Origin of the sequence: Georgenia phoenicis, assembly GCF_047302425.1 — a bacterium.
Classification (GTDB): domain Bacteria; phylum Actinomycetota; class Actinomycetes; order Actinomycetales; family Actinomycetaceae; genus Oceanitalea.
On record NZ_CP154855.1, the window covers coordinates 2,679,378 to 2,694,160 of the forward strand.

General features: G+C 74.0%; 14 protein-coding genes. 6 read left to right on the plus strand and 8 right to left on the minus strand.

Annotated features, from left to right (window positions below):
- Window positions 1–20: 20 nt before the first annotated feature.
- A complete protein-coding gene (gene serA, locus AA0005_RS12730; protein WP_413450542.1) occupies window positions 21–1,229 on the plus strand; it encodes a phosphoglycerate dehydrogenase in 1,209 nt (402 codons plus the stop codon).
- Between the two features lie 38 nt (window positions 1,230–1,267).
- Window positions 1,268–2,299 (plus strand): L-glyceraldehyde 3-phosphate reductase, encoded by a 1,032-nt coding sequence (mgrA, locus tag AA0005_RS12735; RefSeq protein ID WP_413450543.1) that lies wholly within the window; start codon window positions 1,268–1,270, stop codon window positions 2,297–2,299.
- Between the two features lie 47 nt (window positions 2,300–2,346).
- Here mgrA and nrdR read toward each other — a convergent pair whose 3' ends face one another.
- Both nrdR and AA0005_RS12745 read right to left on the minus strand, forming a co-directional pair.
- A complete protein-coding gene (nrdR, locus tag AA0005_RS12740) occupies window positions 2,347–2,868 on the minus strand; it encodes a transcriptional regulator NrdR (protein ID WP_413450544.1) in 522 nt (173 codons plus the stop codon).
- A gap of 93 nt (window positions 2,869–2,961) precedes the next feature.
- The gene (locus tag AA0005_RS12745) at window positions 2,962–3,408 is read right to left on the minus strand and encodes a LysM peptidoglycan-binding domain-containing protein (RefSeq protein WP_413450545.1); all 447 of its coding nucleotides are present in this window, start codon (window positions 3,406–3,408) and stop codon (window positions 2,962–2,964) included.
- 169 nt (window positions 3,409–3,577) lie between these two features.
- Between AA0005_RS12745 and lexA the strand changes: the two genes are divergently transcribed.
- Window positions 3,578–4,285 (plus strand): transcriptional repressor LexA, encoded by a 708-nt coding sequence (gene lexA / locus AA0005_RS12750; RefSeq protein ID WP_413450546.1) that lies wholly within the window; start codon window positions 3,578–3,580, stop codon window positions 4,283–4,285.
- On the opposite strand, the gene AA0005_RS12755 is transcribed toward lexA, so the two are convergent.
- From AA0005_RS12755 to hflX, 3 genes are read right to left on the minus strand one after another with little or no spacing between them, the layout of a single operon-like run.
- Window positions 4,282–5,235 carry an L-lactate dehydrogenase gene (locus AA0005_RS12755; RefSeq protein ID WP_413450547.1) on the minus strand — a complete coding sequence of 318 codons (954 nt, stop codon included), beginning with the start codon at window positions 5,233–5,235 and terminating at the stop codon, window positions 4,282–4,284. The genes lexA and AA0005_RS12755 overlap by 4 nt on opposite strands.
- Before the next feature lie 30 nt (window positions 5,236–5,265).
- Window positions 5,266–7,278: an ATP-dependent DNA helicase gene (locus AA0005_RS12760; protein WP_413450548.1), complete on the minus strand. Its 2,013-nt coding sequence runs from the start codon at window positions 7,276–7,278 to the stop codon at window positions 5,266–5,268.
- Window positions 7,275–8,759 carry a GTPase HflX gene (gene hflX, locus AA0005_RS12765; RefSeq protein ID WP_413453097.1) on the minus strand — a complete coding sequence of 495 codons (1,485 nt, stop codon included), beginning with the start codon at window positions 8,757–8,759 and terminating at the stop codon, window positions 7,275–7,277. Before hflX ends, AA0005_RS12760 begins: the two co-directional genes overlap by 4 nt.
- A gap of 88 nt (window positions 8,760–8,847) precedes the next feature.
- Between hflX and AA0005_RS12770 the strand changes: the two genes are divergently transcribed.
- The gene (locus AA0005_RS12770; protein WP_413450549.1) at window positions 8,848–9,456 is read left to right on the plus strand and encodes a class I SAM-dependent methyltransferase; all 609 of its coding nucleotides are present in this window, start codon (window positions 8,848–8,850) and stop codon (window positions 9,454–9,456) included.
- Here the strand turns inward: AA0005_RS12770 and dapF are convergent.
- The 3 genes from dapF to miaB form a co-directional block, all read right to left on the minus strand.
- Window positions 9,453–10,364 carry a diaminopimelate epimerase gene (gene dapF, locus AA0005_RS12775; protein WP_413450550.1) on the minus strand — a complete coding sequence of 304 codons (912 nt, stop codon included), beginning with the start codon at window positions 10,362–10,364 and terminating at the stop codon, window positions 9,453–9,455. The two genes, AA0005_RS12770 and dapF, sit on opposite strands and share 4 nt — an antisense overlap.
- A gap of 10 nt (window positions 10,365–10,374) precedes the next feature.
- Window positions 10,375–11,298 (minus strand): tRNA (adenosine(37)-N6)-dimethylallyltransferase MiaA, encoded by a 924-nt coding sequence (gene miaA, locus AA0005_RS12780; RefSeq protein ID WP_413450551.1) that lies wholly within the window; start codon window positions 11,296–11,298, stop codon window positions 10,375–10,377.
- A gap of 126 nt (window positions 11,299–11,424) precedes the next feature.
- Window positions 11,425–12,942 carry a tRNA (N6-isopentenyl adenosine(37)-C2)-methylthiotransferase MiaB gene (gene miaB / locus AA0005_RS12785; protein ID WP_413450552.1) on the minus strand — a complete coding sequence of 506 codons (1,518 nt, stop codon included), beginning with the start codon at window positions 12,940–12,942 and terminating at the stop codon, window positions 11,425–11,427.
- 113 nt (window positions 12,943–13,055) lie between these two features.
- Here miaB and AA0005_RS12790 point away from each other — a divergent pair, with 113 nt between their 5' ends.
- On the plus strand, window positions 13,056–13,808 hold the full coding sequence (locus tag AA0005_RS12790; protein ID WP_413450553.1) for an amino acid ABC transporter ATP-binding protein: 753 nt from the start codon (window positions 13,056–13,058) through the stop codon (window positions 13,806–13,808).
- Window positions 13,809–13,853: 45 nt separating this feature from the next.
- Complete coding sequence (locus AA0005_RS12795; protein ID WP_413450554.1) at window positions 13,854–14,738, plus strand: glutamate ABC transporter substrate-binding protein; 885 nt, start codon at window positions 13,854–13,856, stop codon at window positions 14,736–14,738.
- The last annotated feature ends 45 nt before the right edge of the window (window positions 14,739–14,783 follow it).

Here is a 14,783-nt window from a genome sequence, read left to right on the forward strand (position 1 = left end):
CGGTGGGCCACCATGGACCGGTGCGCGCACTGCTTCTGGAGAACCCCCACGAGAACGCCGACACCGCCCTCGAGAACGCCGGGCTGGAGGTGGTGCGTCACACCGGTGCCATGGACGAGGACGAGCTCATCGCCGCCCTCGACGGCGTCCAGGTGCTCGGCATCCGCTCCAAGACGACCGTCACCCGGCGGGTCCTCGAGGCAGCGCCGGACCTGCTGACCATCGGCGCCTTCTGCATCGGCACCAACCAGATCGACCTCGCCACCGCGGCCCACCGCGGGGTCGCGGTCTTCAACGCGCCCTTCTCCAACACCCGCTCCGTCGTCGAGCTCACGCTCGGGGAGATCATCGCGCTCAACCGGCGCCTGACCGTCCAGGACAGCGCCCTGCACCAGGGCCGCTGGGACAAGTCCGCCGCCGGCTCCCACGAGGTGCGCGGCCGCACGCTGGGCATCGTCGGCTACGGCAACATCGGCACCCAGCTCTCCGTCCTCGCCGAGGCGCTGGGGATGCGGGTGGTCTTCTACGACACGGCCGAGAAGCTCGCGCTGGGCAACGCCCGCCGCATGGGCAGCCTCGAGGAGCTCCTCGAGGTCGCCGACGTCGTCACCCTCCACGTGGACGGCCGCGCCGGGAACGCGGGCATGTTCGGCCGCGCCCAGTTCGAGCGGATGCGGCCCGGGGCGATCTTCCTCAACCTCTCGCGCGGCTTCCTCGTCGACTACGCCGCCCTGCGCGAGCGCGTCCTCTCCGGGGCGATCGCCGGCGCCGCCGTCGACGTCTTCCCCGAGGAGCCCAAGCGCAACGGCGACCCCTTCGACTCCGAGCTGCGCGGGCTGCCCAACGTCATCCTCACCCCCCACGTGGGCGGCTCCACCGAGGAGGCCCAGGAGGGCATCGGCGCGTTCGTGTCGAACAAGCTCGCCAGCTACCTCCTCGAGGGCACGACGACGATGAGCGTCAACGTCCCGCCGCTCGCCCTGGACCGTGCCGAGGCGGCGAGGTACCGGGTGACCTACCTGCACCGCAACACGCCCGGTGCGCTCGCCCTGGTCAACCAGGCCTTCGCCGAGAGCGGGGCGAACATCGAGGGCCAGATCCTCGGCACGCGGGGCGACCTGGGCTACGTCATCACCGACATCGGCGGCGAGCTGCCCGACGAGGCCCGCCAGGCGCTGGACGAGGTGCCCGACGCGATCCGGCTGCGGGTGCTGCGCGCCGAGCACTGACCGGCGCGCGGGCACCGGCCCGGCACTACGGTGTGGCCATGACCTACCAGGCCGCACCGGACCGCTACGACACCATGACCTACCGCCGCTGCGGACGCAGCGGCTTGGACCTGCCCGCGATCGCGCTGGGCCTGTGGCAGAACTTCGGCCACAGCCGCTCGGAGGACACCCAGCGGGAGATCGTCCTGCACGCCGTCGACCGCGGCGTCACGCACATCGACCTCGCGAACAACTACGGTCCCCCGCCGGGCGCCGCCGAGTCCTTCTTCGGGCGGCTGCTCGCGACGGACCTCGCGCCCTACCGCGACGAGCTCGTCGTCTCGACCAAGGCCGGGTACCGCATGTGGCCCGGCCCCTACGGGGAGTGGGGCTCGCGCAAGTACCTCCTGTCCTCGCTCGACGCCTCGCTGCGCCGCCTCGGCCTCGACTACGTCGACATCTTCTACTCCCACCGCGACGACCCGACGACGCCGCTGCACGAGACGATGGGGGCGCTGAAGACGGCCGTCGACTCCGGCCGCGCGCTGTACGCGGGCATCTCCTCCTACACGGCCGAGCGTGCCGCGGAGGCGGTGGCCGTGGCCAGGGAGATCGGGCTGACGCTGCTCGTCCACCAGCCCTCGTACTCGATGCTCAACCGGTGGGTCGAGGAGGGTGAGCCCTCCGTGCTGGACGTCACCGAGGAGGCGGGGATGGGCAACGTCGTCTTCTCCCCGCTCGCCCAGGGCATGCTCACCGAGAAGTACCTCGACGGCGTGCCGGCGGACTCCCGCGCCGCCCGCGGCGGGCCGCTGAGCGAGGACTTCCTCACCGAGCGGACCCTGACCCACGTGCGGGCGCTGGCCGGGATCGCCCGGGAGCGCGGTCAGACCCTCGCGCAGCTGGCGATCGCCTGGGTGCTGCGCGACCCGCGGGTGACGACGGCGCTCGTCGGCGCCTCGAGCGTCGCCCAGCTCGACGACACCCTCGCGGCGCTGGACAACCTCGAGATCAGCGCCGAGGAGCTCGAGCGCATCGACGGGCACGCGGTCGACGCGGGCATCAACATCTGGGCTGGACGCACCCGGTGAAGGACCGGTGACGGTGGCGGCTTCCCCTCCGCCACCGTCACCGGTGGTCAGCGCGAGCCGGGCTCGCTGGCGTCCAGCGTAGCCGAGGCCTCCTCGGCGGGCGCCTCGGACGGAGGGTCGACGGGGCGCTCCGAGCGCAGCGCTGCGATCGCGGACTCGAAGTCCTCGAGCGAGGTGAAGGCGGAGTAGACGCTGGCGAAGCGGAGGTAGGCGACCTCGTCGAGGGCGCGCAGCGGGCCGAGGATCGCCAGCCCGACGTCGTGGGCGTTGATCTGGGCCGCGCCGGCGGCGCGGACGGTCTCCTCGACCTGCTGGGCGAGGAGGGCGAGGTCGTCGTCGGAGACGGGCCGCCCCTGGCACGCCTTGCGTACCCCGGCGACGACCTTCTCGCGGCTGAAGGGCTCGACGACGCCCGAGCGCTTAACGACCGACAGGCTCGAGGTCTCGATCGTCGTGAAGCGGCGGTGGCAGGCCGTGCACTCGCGGCGACGGCGGATCGCGGATCCGTCGTCCGCCGTCCGCGAGTCGATGACCCGCGAGTCCGCGTTCCGGCAGAACGGACAGTGCACCCTGAGCTCCTCGCTGCTTGGACGGGCCACCGTACGGCACCGCTGGGGTGCACGGTACGGGCGGCCGAGCGCGAGGTGCAAGGCTGGCGCCGCTCAACCGGCCGGGACGACCAGCTGCTGGCCGGCGGCGAGGTCACCCGAGGCGAGGCCGTTGAGCTCGAGGATGTCGTCGACCACCTCGCGCACGTCCTGGCCCTCCGCCGCCGTGGCCGCGGCGATGCCCCACAGGGTGTCCCCGGCCGACACGCTCACCCGCTCGACGGGGCCGGTGTAGCCCTGGGCGTCGGAGACGAGCCCGCCGACCCAGCTGCCGCCGGCGACCGCCGCGGTCAGCGCGAGGACCATGACGAGCAGCGAGCGGACGAGGCGGCCGCGCGCCGTGAGCCGGACCGCGGGCCGCGCAGCCGGTACGGGTCGGACGGCCTCCTGGCGGGCGGGGGCACCCGCGGGCACGAAGCCGGGGCCCACGAGCTGGAGGTGCCCACGGCGCCGGGCGGGCACCTCGCGGACGGGGACCGCGGGAATCGCTAGTGCACTCATCGTCATCTCCCTCGAACGTCTGTACGTCGAACGTCTGTGCGACACCGTACCGCCTCGGACCGACACTGTCGACACGCCGTCGAACAGATGTTTGATCTCGGCCCGGTGGCCTTCTACGCTGTCGAGGACGAGCCCATCACCGACCACTGACATTCGAGGAGCACGAGCCGTGAACGCAGGCCAGGACGAGCCCGACAGCGGTGCGACGGTGCACGAGCTCCCGGACCAGGAGCCGCTCGACGGTGCGCTCACCGAGCGGCAGCGCCTCGTCCTCGACACCATCCGGCGCAGCGTCGACGAGCGCGGCTACCCGCCGACGATGCGGGAGATCGGCACGATCGTCGGGCTGACCAGCCCCTCGTCGGTCAAGCACCAGCTCACCACCCTGGAGCGCAAGGGCTACCTGCGCCGCGACCCGAAGCGCCCCCGCGCGATCGAGATCGTCGGCAGCGAGGTCCGCGGCCCGCAGCTGGGCAGCCCCGAGGACGCCAGCGACGCGCCCGCACCCACCTTCGTGCCCGTCGTCGGCCGGATCGCGGCGGGTGGGCCGATCCTCGCCGAGCAGGCCGTCGAGGACGTCTTCCCCCTCCCCCGCCAGCTCGTCGGGGACGGGGAGCTCTTCCTCCTCAAGGTCCGCGGCGACTCGATGATCGACGCCGCGATCTGCGACGGCGACTGGGTCGTCGTGCGCCGCCAGCCCGTGGCGGAGAACGGGGAGATCGTCGCGGCCCTGCTCGACGACGAGGCCACGGTCAAGACCCTCCAGCGGCGCGAGGGCCACGTGTGGCTCATGCCCGCCAACGAGGCCTACTCCCCCATCGACGGGGACGCCGCCCAGATCCTCGGCCGCGTCGTGTCGGTGCTGCGCAGCCTCTAGAAACCGAGCTCGCGCGCCACCGCACGGATGTGCTCGGCACTGGCGCGCAGCCCGGCCTGCTCGCCCGGCGTCAGCGGCGGCAGCAGCCGCTCCTGGGCGCCGTCGCCGCCGACGACCGTGGGCACCGACAGGCACACGTCGGAGATGCCGACGTAGTCGGTGAGGAGGGTGGAGACGGGCAGCACCCGGTTCTCCGCACGCAGCACCGCCTGGATGATGCCGACGGCGGCGAGCGCGACCGCGTAGTTCGTCGCCCCCTTGCCCTCGATGATCTTGTAGGCGGCGGTGACGACCTCCTCGGCGATCGCCGCGCGGGAGGGCTCGTCGAGGAGCGGCGCGTGGGTGCTGCTCCAGTCGAGGAGCGGGACGGCACCGATCATCGCCGAGCTCCACAGGACCAGCTCGGAGTCACCGTGCTCACCGACGACGTAGGCGTGGACGTTCGACGCCGCGATCCCCGTCTCCTGGGCGATGCGGTAGCGCAGCCGCGAGGTGTCCAGGACGGTGCCCGAGCCGAAGAGCTGCTCGCGCGGGAGCCCGGAGATCGCCAGGGCCGCCTGGGTGACGATGTCGACGGGGTTGGTCACCATGAGGTAGGTCGCGTCGGGGGCGACGGCGGTGAGGCGGGGCACCAGGGTGCGCATGAGGCCGACCGTGCTCGCGGCGAGGTCGAGGCGGGTCTGCCCGGGGCGCTGCTTCGCGCCCGCGGTGATGACGACGACGTCCGCGCCGCGGCAGGCCTCGACGTCGTCGGAGCCGATGATCTGGGCGTGCGGCATGAACTGGATGCCGTGGGCCAGGTCGAGGGCCTCGGCCTCGACCTTCGCCCGGTTGACGTCGTGGAGCACCACCCGCCGGGCCACGCCCTGCATGAGGAGCGCGAAGGCGAGGGTCGCGCCCACGGCGCCCGCCCCCACGATCGCGACCGTGCTGCCACCTGACCGTGCCACTGCGGCTCCTCTCCCTCGACGGCTCCGAGCCTAGGCGATCGGCGCCGGCTGCGCCGCCAGACGGCGCAGGGCGGCACGGGCCACCTCGCCGTCCGTCGTCGGCCACAGCGGCGGCATGGACCCGCGCAGGAAGCTGCCGTACCGGGCGGTGGCGAGCCGCGAGTCGAGGACGGCGACGACGCCGCGGTCTTCAGTGGAGCGGATGAGCCGCCCGGCGCCCTGGGCGAGGAGCAGGGCGGCGTGCGTGGCGGCCACGGACATGAAGCCGTTGCCGCCGCTCGCCGCGACGACCTCCGAGCGCGCGGAGCGGACGGGGTCGTCGGGCCGTGGGAAGGGGATGCGGTCGATGACGACGAGCCGGCAGGTGCGTCCGGGCACGTCCACGCCCTGCCACAGGGACAGGGTGCCGACGAGCGTGGCGCTCTCGTCCTCGGCGAAGCGCCGCACGAGGGAGGGCAGCTGGTCCTCGCCCTGGCACAGGACGGGGGTGTCGAGCTCGGCGCGGAGCAGCTCGGCGGCCTCCTCCGCGGCGCGGCGCGAGGAGAACAGCCCGAGGGCACCGCCACCGGAGGCGCGGACGAGCTCGACGAGCTCGCGCTGCGCGCCCTCCCCCGGACCCTCCCGCCCGGGCGCGGGCAGGTGGCGGGCGACGTAGAGGATGCCCTGGCGGCCGTAGTCGAAGGGCGAGCCGACGTCGACCCCGTGCCAGCGCGGGCCGGGCGCGGGCCGGGGCGCGTCGTCGTCGGGCTCGAGGTGGTCGAGGAGGCTGACGCCGAGGGTCCGCGCGACGGGCGCGAAGCTGCCCCCGAGGGAGAGGGTCGCGGAGGTGAGGACGGCGGCCTTGCCGGCGAGCAGCTCGGTGGCGATGGGGCGGGCGACGTCGAGCGGCGCGAGGTGGAGACGCGCGGCCTCGAAGCCGGTCCGCCCGCGCTCGCACCACAGCACCTCGCGGCGCTGCGCCACGCCGTCGCCGAGGAGCCGCTCGGCGATCTCGTGGAGGACGACCATCGCCGAGCGCGCCATGAGCCGCCCGCCGGCCTCGGCGTCGCTCTCCCCGCGCATCGCGCTGATCGCCTCGCGACTGCCCGTCTCGAGGAGCGTGAGGGCGTCGAGCAGCTCGGAAGGCACCGAGCGCAGCCGCCCCGTGGGCGCGGTCTCGAGCCAGGCGCCGAGCGCGCGCCCGGCCGCATCGAGGGAGTCGACCTGCACCCCGACGTGCTTGCGGGCCAGGCGCGCGGTGCGGTCGACGACGGCGGTGGACAGCTCGAGGGTCGACTGGGCCGTCACCCGCTCGGCCAGCTCGTGGGCCTCGTCGACGACGAGGACCTCGTGCTCGGGCAGCACCCGGGAGGAGCCGGCCGCGGCGATACCGAGCATCGCGTGGTTGGTCACGACGACGTCCGCCTCGTGGGCGGCGCGCCGTGCCGCCTCGGGGAAGCACTCCTCGAGCATCGGGCAGCTCGCGCCGAGGCACTCGAGCTTGGTGACCGAGACCTGGCGCCACGCCTTGTCCCCGACGCCCGGGTCGAGGTCGTCACGGTCCCCCGTGTCGGTCTCCTCGGCCCACTCGCGCAGCCGGACGACCTGCTCGGCGAGCGGCCCGCGGGAGGTGCCGCTCCCGGCGTCGGGCGTGGCGGCGTCGACGGCGAAGAGGCCGGGCTCGTCCTCGGCGGGGTAGCCCCCGGCGATCTTGTGCTTGCACAGGTAGTTGTGCCAGCCCTTGAGGAGCGCGACCTGCGGGCGCGGTGCCCCGGAGGCGGCGACGACGTCGGCGACGAGCGGGACGTCATGGGCGAGCACCTGCCGCTGGAGGGCGAGGGTCGCCGTGGAGACGACGGCGCGCTGGTGGTGACGCACGGCGTGCTCGAGGACCGGCACGAGGTAGCCGAGCGACTTGCCGGTGCCGGTGCCGGCCTGGACGAGCAGCGCTCGCGGCTCGCGCAGGGTGCGGGCCACCTCCTCGGCCATCGTCAGCTGGCCCGCGCGTTCCTTGCCGCCCAGGCGCCGGACCGCGGCGGCGAGCAGCTCGGGCGTGCCGCTCACGCGGAGGCGGCGGCCGTGAGCTCGGCCGCGAGGGTCTGGTCGACGAGCGCCGTCAGCCGGGTGCCGGCACCGGTGTGCTCCTCGGCCAGCACCTCGCCCGTGGCGTGCGCGCGGGAGACGAGGTCGCCGCGGGAGTAGGGCACGAGCACCTCCACCCGCACCGACGGGCGCGGGAGGAGCTCGGCGATGCGCTCGCGCAGCTCCTCGATGCCCGCGCCCGTGCGTGCGGAGACGGCGACGGCGCCGGGGTAGCGGGTGCGCAGGGCCGCGACCGTGCCCGGCTCGGCGAGGTCGGCCTTGTTGAGGACGACGACCTCGGGGATGTCGTCGGCACCCGGGATGTCGGCGAGGACGTCGCGCACCGCCTTGACCTGGCCCTCGGGGTCGGGGTGGGCGGCGTCGACGACGTGGAGGATGAGGTCCGCCTCGGCGACCTCCTCGAGGGTGGAGCGGAAGGCCTCGACGAGCTCGTGGGGCAGGGAGCGGACGAAGCCGACGGTGTCGGCGAGGGTGTAGACCCGCCCGTCCGGCGTCTCGGCGCGGCGCACGGTGGGGTCGAGGGTGGCGAAGAGGGCGTTCTCGACGAGCACCCCGGCGCCGGTGAGCCGGTTGAGCAGGGAGGACTTGCCGGCGTTGGTGTACCCGGCGATCGCGACGGCCGGCACCTGGGCGCGGTGGCGCGAGGCCCGCTTGGTCTCCCGCGAGGGCGCCATCGCGGCGATCTGGCGGCGCAGGCGCGCCATGCGGGTGCGGATGCGGCGCCGGTCGAGCTCGATCTTCGTCTCACCGGGGCCGCGGGAGCCGATCCCCGCACCGCCGGCGACGCGTCCACCGGCCTGCCGGGACATCGACTCGCCCCAGCCGCGCAGGCGCGGGAGCAGGTACTCCAGCTGGGCGAGCTCGACCTGCGCCTTGCCCTCCCGGGACTTGGCGTGCTGGGCGAAGATGTCGAGGATGAGGGCCGTCCGGTCGATGACCTTGACCTTGACGACGTCCTCCAGCGCGCGGCGCTGGGAGGGGCTGAGCTCGGTGTCGGCGACGACGGTGTCCGCCCCGACCTCGGCGACGAGCTCGGCCAGCTCGGCCGCCTTGCCCGAGCCGAAGTACGTGGCCGGGTCCGGGGTGGCGCGGCGCTGGAGCACCGCGTCCAGGACGACCGAGCCGGCCGTCTCGGCGAGCGCGGCGAGCTCGCGCAGCGACACCTCGGCCAGCTCGGGCTGCGGGCCGGACCACACGCCGATGAGGACGACGCGCTCGAGGCGCAGCTGGCGGTACTCGACCTCGGTGACGTCCTCGAGCTCGGTGGACAGGCCCCCCACGCGTCGCAGCGCGGAGCGCTCCTCGCGGTCGAGCTGCTCGCCGTCGAGCTCGTGGCCCTCGGCGTCGTCCGCCTGCAGGGCCGTCCCGGCGCGGGCGAGCACCCGTGCCACGACGTCCCGTGCGGGGTCGCGCTCCTGCACCGCGTCGTCCTGATCTGCCATGGTCTCCCAGTCGTCGTCCACTGCTCCAAGGGTCCCACGTCGGGCCTGGCGCGGCGACCAGATATCCCCAGGCGCGCGGTAGGTTTCGGTGGTGAGCGAGCACTACTTCACGGCCCAGCCGGCCTCCCCCGGCGAGACCCGCACCCTCGACGTCACCCTGCGCGGCCGGGCGGTCCAGGTCCGCACGGCGCCGGGCGTCTTCTCCGGGGACCGGCTCGACATCGGCACCCGGGTGCTGCTCGACGCCGTCCCCGACCCGGTGCCCACCGGGACGCTCGTCGACCTGGGCTGCGGGTGGGGCCCGGTGACCCTCGCGATGGCCGCCGCCGCCCCGCAGGCGCGGGTGGTCGCCGTCGACGTCAACGAGCGGGCCCGCGACCTCACCGCGCGCAACGCGGCGGCGCTGGGACTGGGCAACGTCGTCGTCGCCGACCCGGAGCAGGCCGCCGGGCTCGTCGCCGGCGGGATCGACGAGCTGTGGTCCAACCCGCCGATCCGGATCGGCAAGGAGGCCCTGCACGAGCTGCTGCGCACGTGGCTGGGACGCCTGGCGCCCGATGGCCGTGCCCGGCTCGTCGTCGGCAAGAACCTCGGCGCCGACTCCCTGCACCGGTGGATCGAGACCGAGCTGGGCCTGCCGACCGAGCGGCTGTCGAGCTCGAAGGGCTTCCGGGTGCTCGACGTGCGGCGCGCCTAGCGCAGCGTCACGCGGCCGACGAGCGTCGCCGGGCCGGTGAGCAGGGCGCGGCCGTCGTCGGTGAGCCGCACGCCGAGCTCGCCGCCGGGGACGAGCACCCGCCACAGCCGGGGTGCCCCCGCCCCGCCCCACGCGTGGAGCGCGACGGCGACGGCGCAGGCACCGGTCCCGCACGAGCGCGTCTCTCCCGCGCCGCGCTCCTGGACGCGCATGCGGACGGTGCCGGTGGGCTCGCCGTCCGTCGTCGTCTCGCCGAGGGGGACGACGATCTCCACGTTGGTGCCGTCGGCGGGCTCGGGGTCGACGGCGACGAGCGGGCCGAGGTCGGCGCCCGCGAGCTCCTCCTCGTCAGGCAGCGCGACGACCGTGTGCGGGTTGGGCATCGTCACGCGCAGCCCGGCACGGGTGCCCGCGAGGCCGTGCACCTGGACGGCGACGTCGAAGCCGCGGGTGACGGCGTCACCGCCGCCGGGCAGCTGCCAGGGGCCCATGTCGACGGTCCAGCCGCTGCCCGAGCGCGTGACGGTGCGCACGCCGCCGCGGGTGCCGATGAGCACCGGCTCCCCGTCCGCAGGGGCGATGAGGCCCTCGTCGACGAGGTAGCTCGCCAGGAGGCGGGCCGCGTTGCCGCACATCTCGGCGACCGAGCCGTCGGCGTTGCGGTAGTCCATGAACCACTCCGCGCCCTGCGCGGCCGCCTCACGCCCCTCGGGCGCGCCGAGGGCGGCGGAGCGGACCGCGCGGACCAGGCCGTCCCCGCCGATGCCCGCGCGCCGGTCGCAGACCGCGGCGACGGTCGCGGGATCGAGGTCGAGGCGGCCGTCGGGGTCGGTGAGGAGCACGAAGTCGTTCTCGGTGGCGTGCCCCTTGGTGAGCGGCACCCCTCGGAGCTGGGCGAGCGGCGACATGCGGTCGAGCCTACGCGCCGTCGTGCCGGGCGAGGAGCTCGGCCACCCGTGCCGGGAGGTCAGCCGACGGCGGCAGCCAGTGCACGCGCGGGTCACGGCGGAACCACTGGCTCTGGCGGCGGGCGAGCTGGCGCGTGGCGACGGAGATGGCCTCGTGCGCGTCCTCGACACTGAGCCTGCCCTCGAGCACCGCGACCGCCTGGGCGTAGCCGACGGCGCGCGACGCGGTCCTCCCCTGCGCCAGCCCGGCGGCGAGCAGCTCGCGCGTCTCCTCGAGCAGGCCGCCGTCGAGCATCGCCCGGGCGCGCGCCGCGATCCGGACGAGGAGCTCCTCGCGCGGGACGTCGATGGCGACCTGCACGGCGGGCAGGTGGTAGTGGTGCTCGGGGAGCGTGGCCGAGTAGGGCCGGCCGGTCAGCTCGATGACCTCCAGGGCGCGCACGATGCGCCGGGGGTTGCCGCGCGGGATCCGCTCGGCCGCGACGGGGTCGCGCTCCGCCAGCTCCCGGTGCAGCAGCCCCGGCCCCTCCTCCTCGGCCCGCTCCTCCAGCCGGCTGCGCACCTCCGGGTCGGTGCCGGGGAACTCGAGCTCGTCGAGGACGGCGCGCACGTAGAGCCCGGAACCGCCGACGAGGACGCCCCGCCGGCCGCGGGCCGCCACGGCCGCGAGGTCGGCGCGCGCCTCGCGCTGGTAGGCCGCGACGCTCGCCTCCTCGGTGACGTCGAGGACGTCGAGCTGGTGGTGGACCACCCCGCGCCGCTCGGCCACGGGCAGCTTCGCGGTGCCGACGTCCATCCCGCGGTACAGCTGCATGGCGTCCGCGTTGACGGCCTCGGCCGCCTCCGGGCCGCCGAGGAGCTCGATGACGTCGAGGGCGAGCTCGGACTTGCCCGTCGCGGTGGGCCCGACGACGGCGAGGACGGGGAGGGGCACGGCGTCCAGGCTACGCGGCCCGCGACGGCGGACGGGTCGCCCCTTCCGCCCCACGGGACCGGAGCGGACGTGCGGCGGATGAGCGCAAGGTGCGACGCAAGCCGCCCGGCAGGCCCGCGGCCGGGGTCAGCGGGTGCGCAGGGACGGCATGCCGAGGGTGACCGCGCCGCCGGGCGCGGGCGCGCCGCCGCCGTGGTCGTGGTCGCCCCGCTGGGCGCGGTCCCACGCGTCACCGGCGCGGGTGCGGCGCAGCGCGTAGGTGCCGCCGAGCGCCGGGGAGTCCGCGACGAGGTGGTGCGGGGCGCCGTGGGTCACGGTCGCGGTGACCATGTCGCCGGGGCGGGGCAGCTCGCTCACGCCGTCGGGCAGGGCGACGTGGACGAGGCGGTTGTCGGCGGCGCGGCCGCTGATCCGGGAGGTCGCGCCGTCCTTGCGGCCGCCGCCGTCGGAGACGAGCACCTCGACGGTCCGGCCGACCTGGCGCTCGTTCTCCTCGGTGCTGATCCGCTCCTGGAGGGCGACGAGACGCTGGTAGCGCTCGGCGACGACGTCGGCGGGGACCTGCTCGGGCAGGTCGGCGGCCGGGGTACCGGGGCGCGGGGAGTACTGGAAGGTGAAGGCGCTGGCGAAGCGGGACGCCGCGACGACGTCGAGCGTGGCCTGGAAGTCCTCCTCCGTCTCCCCCGGGAAGCCGACGATGATGTCGGTGCTGATCGCGGCGTCGGGGATGGCGGCGCGGACGCGGTCGAGGATGCCGAGGAACTTCGCCGAGCGGTAGGAGCGGCGCATCGCCCGCAGGATGCGGTCCGAGCCGGACTGCAGCGGCATGTGCAGCTGGGGCATGACCGTGGGCGTCTCGGCCATCGCCTCGATGACGTCGTCGGTGAAGGCGGCCGGGTGCGGGGAGGTGAAGCGCACCCGCTCGAGGCCCTCGACCTGGCCGCAGGCGCGCAGCAGCTTGGCGAAGGCCCCGCGGTCACCGAAGCCGACGCCGTAGGAGTTGACGTTCTGGCCCAGGAGCGTCACCTCGATCGCGCCCTGCGCGACGACGGCCTCGACCTCGGCGAGCACGTCACCGGGACGCCGGTCGCGCTCCTTGCCGCGCAGGTGCGGCACGATGCAGAAGGTGCACGTGTTGTTGCAGCCCACGGAGATCGACACCCAGCCCGCGTAGGGCGACTCGCGCTTGGTCGGGAGCGTCGAGGGGAAGACCTTGAGGGACTCCTCGATCTCCACCTGCGCCTCGGCGTTGTGCCGGGCGCGCTCGAGCAGGGTGGGCAGGACGTCGAGGTTGTGGGTGCCGAAGACGACGTCGACCCACGGCGCCTTGTCGACGATGCCGTCGCGCATCTGCTGGGCGAGGCAGCCGCCGACGGCGATCTGCATGCCCGGCCGCGAGCGCTTGACCGAGGCGAGCTGGCCGAGGTTGCCGAAGAGGCGGCTGGCGGCGTTCTCCCGCACCGAGCACGTGTTGATGACGACGACGTCGGCGCCCTCGCCCAGCACCTCGCCCGCGACGGGCTCGGCGGGCACGTACCCGGCGTTCTCGAGCATGCCGGCGAGGCGCTCGGAGTCGTGGACGTTCATCTGGCAGCCCATGGTGCGCACGACGTAGGTGCGGGGCGCGCTCGCGGTGGCAGTCATCGTCGGCCAAGTGTAGTTCTGCCGCGCCGTGTCCCGACCGTGACCTGAAATCCGTGACCCCCGACACAACTGTGGTTAGGTTGGCCCCTATGAGTCAGCCGGGCAGGCACGACATGCCACCTCCCTCCACCGAGCCGCTCGTCGAGATGCGCGGCGTCAACAAGTACTTCGGGGACCTCCACGTCCTCAAGGACATCGACCTCACGGTGCACCGCGGCGAGGTCGTCGTCGTCATCGGCCCCTCCGGGTCGGGCAAGTCGACGCTCTGCCGGACGATCAACCGCCTCGAGACGATCAGCTCGGGTGAGATCCTCGTCGACGGCACCCCGCTGCCCGAGGAGGGCAAGGCGCTCGCCCGCCTGCGCGCCGACGTCGGCATGGTCTTCCAGTCCTTCAACCTCTTCGCCCACAAGTCGGTCCTCGACAACGTCACCCTGGGGCCGGTCAAGGTCAAGGGCATGAAGGCCAAGGAGGCCCGGGACCACGCGATGGACCTGCTCGAGCGGGTGGGCGTGGCCAACCAGGCCTCCAAGCTGCCCGCGCAGCTCTCCGGCGGCCAGCAGCAGCGCGTCGCGATCGCCCGGGCGCTGGCGATGCAGCCGAAGGTCATGCTCTTCGACGAGCCCACCTCCGCGCTGGACCCCGAGATGATCAACGAGGTCCTCGACGTCATGACCTCCCTGGCCCGCAGCGGCATGACGATGGTCGTCGTCACCCACGAGATGGGCTTCGCCCGCCGCGCCGGGGACCGCGTCGTGTTCATGGACGCCGGCGAGATCGTCGAGGAGAAGACGCCCGAGGAGTTCTTCACCCACGCCGAGACGGACCGTGCCAAGGACTTCCTCGGCAAGATCCTCACCCACTGACCCACCCGACCAGCACGTTCCTCGTAACCGACGAAGGAGACCAGGATGAAGACGACACGAGCAGCACTCGCCGCCGTGGCGGCCATGGGTGCCCTCACCCTTGCCGCCTGTACGGCGGAGCCCGGCGCCGAGGAGCCGGAGGGCGACGACGGCGCGACGACGACCGAGTCCGCCACCGATGGTGGTGGCGGCGGCGAGGGCTCGATCCGCATCGGCATCAAGTTCGACCAGCCGGGCCTCGGCTACCAGGACGGCAACGAGTACACCGGCTTCGACGTCGACGTCGCCACCTACATCGCCGAGCAGCTCGGGTACACGGCGGACCAGATCGAGTGGGTCGAGTCCCCGTCCCCGCAGCGAGAGACGATGCTGCAGAACGAGCAGGTCGACATGATCGTCGCCACCTACTCGATCACCGACGAGCGCGACGAGGTCGTCGACTTCGCCGGGCCGTACTTCGTGGCCGGCCAGGACCTGCTCATCCGCTCCGACGACGCCGGCACCATCACCGGGCCCGACGTGCTCGACGGGCGCAACCTGTGCTCGGTCTCCGGGTCAACCTCCGCGGCCCGGGTCAAGGAGGACTTCTCCCCCGACACCCAGCTGGTCGAGCTCAACGGGTACTCCGAGTGCATCCAGTACCTGGCCGGCGGCCAGGTGGACGCCGTGACCACCGACGACATCATCCTCGCCGGCCTCGCCGCCGCCGACGGGAGCGGCGAGCTGCAGGTCGTGGGCAACCCGTTCTCCGAGGAGAACTACGGGGTCGGCCTGCCTCCGGGCTCGGAGATGTGCCAGGACGTCACGGACGCCATCAACGCGATGTTCGACGACGGCAGCTGGGAGCAGTTCATCAGCGCGAACACCGAGGGGACCGGGTTCAGCCCGAACGCCGAGCTCAACCCGCCCGAGACCCGCGAGTGCGCCTGACCCGCAGCTGCGCCGTCTCCTCCCGGGTGCGGCCGGTGGCCACAC

Coding starts and splice junctions, on each gene's coding strand:
- mgrA (WP_413450543.1), top strand. CDS start 1,268: ATGACCTACCAGGCCGCACCGGACCGCTACGACACCATGACCTACCGC.
- AA0005_RS12745 (WP_413450545.1), bottom strand. CDS start 3,408: ATGAGTGCACTAGCGATTCCCGCGGTCCCCGTCCGCGAGGTGCCCGCC.
- hflX (WP_413453097.1), bottom strand. CDS start 8,759: ATGGCAGATCAGGACGACGCGGTGCAGGAGCGCGACCCCGCACGGGAC.
- dapF (WP_413450550.1), bottom strand. CDS start 10,364: ATGTCGCCGCTCGCCCAGCTCCGAGGGGTGCCGCTCACCAAGGGGCAC.
- miaB (WP_413450552.1), bottom strand. CDS start 12,942: ATGACTGCCACCGCGAGCGCGCCCCGCACCTACGTCGTGCGCACCATG.
- AA0005_RS12790 (WP_413450553.1), top strand. CDS start 13,056: ATGCCACCTCCCTCCACCGAGCCGCTCGTCGAGATGCGCGGCGTCAAC.
- AA0005_RS12795 (WP_413450554.1), top strand. CDS start 13,854: ATGAAGACGACACGAGCAGCACTCGCCGCCGTGGCGGCCATGGGTGCC.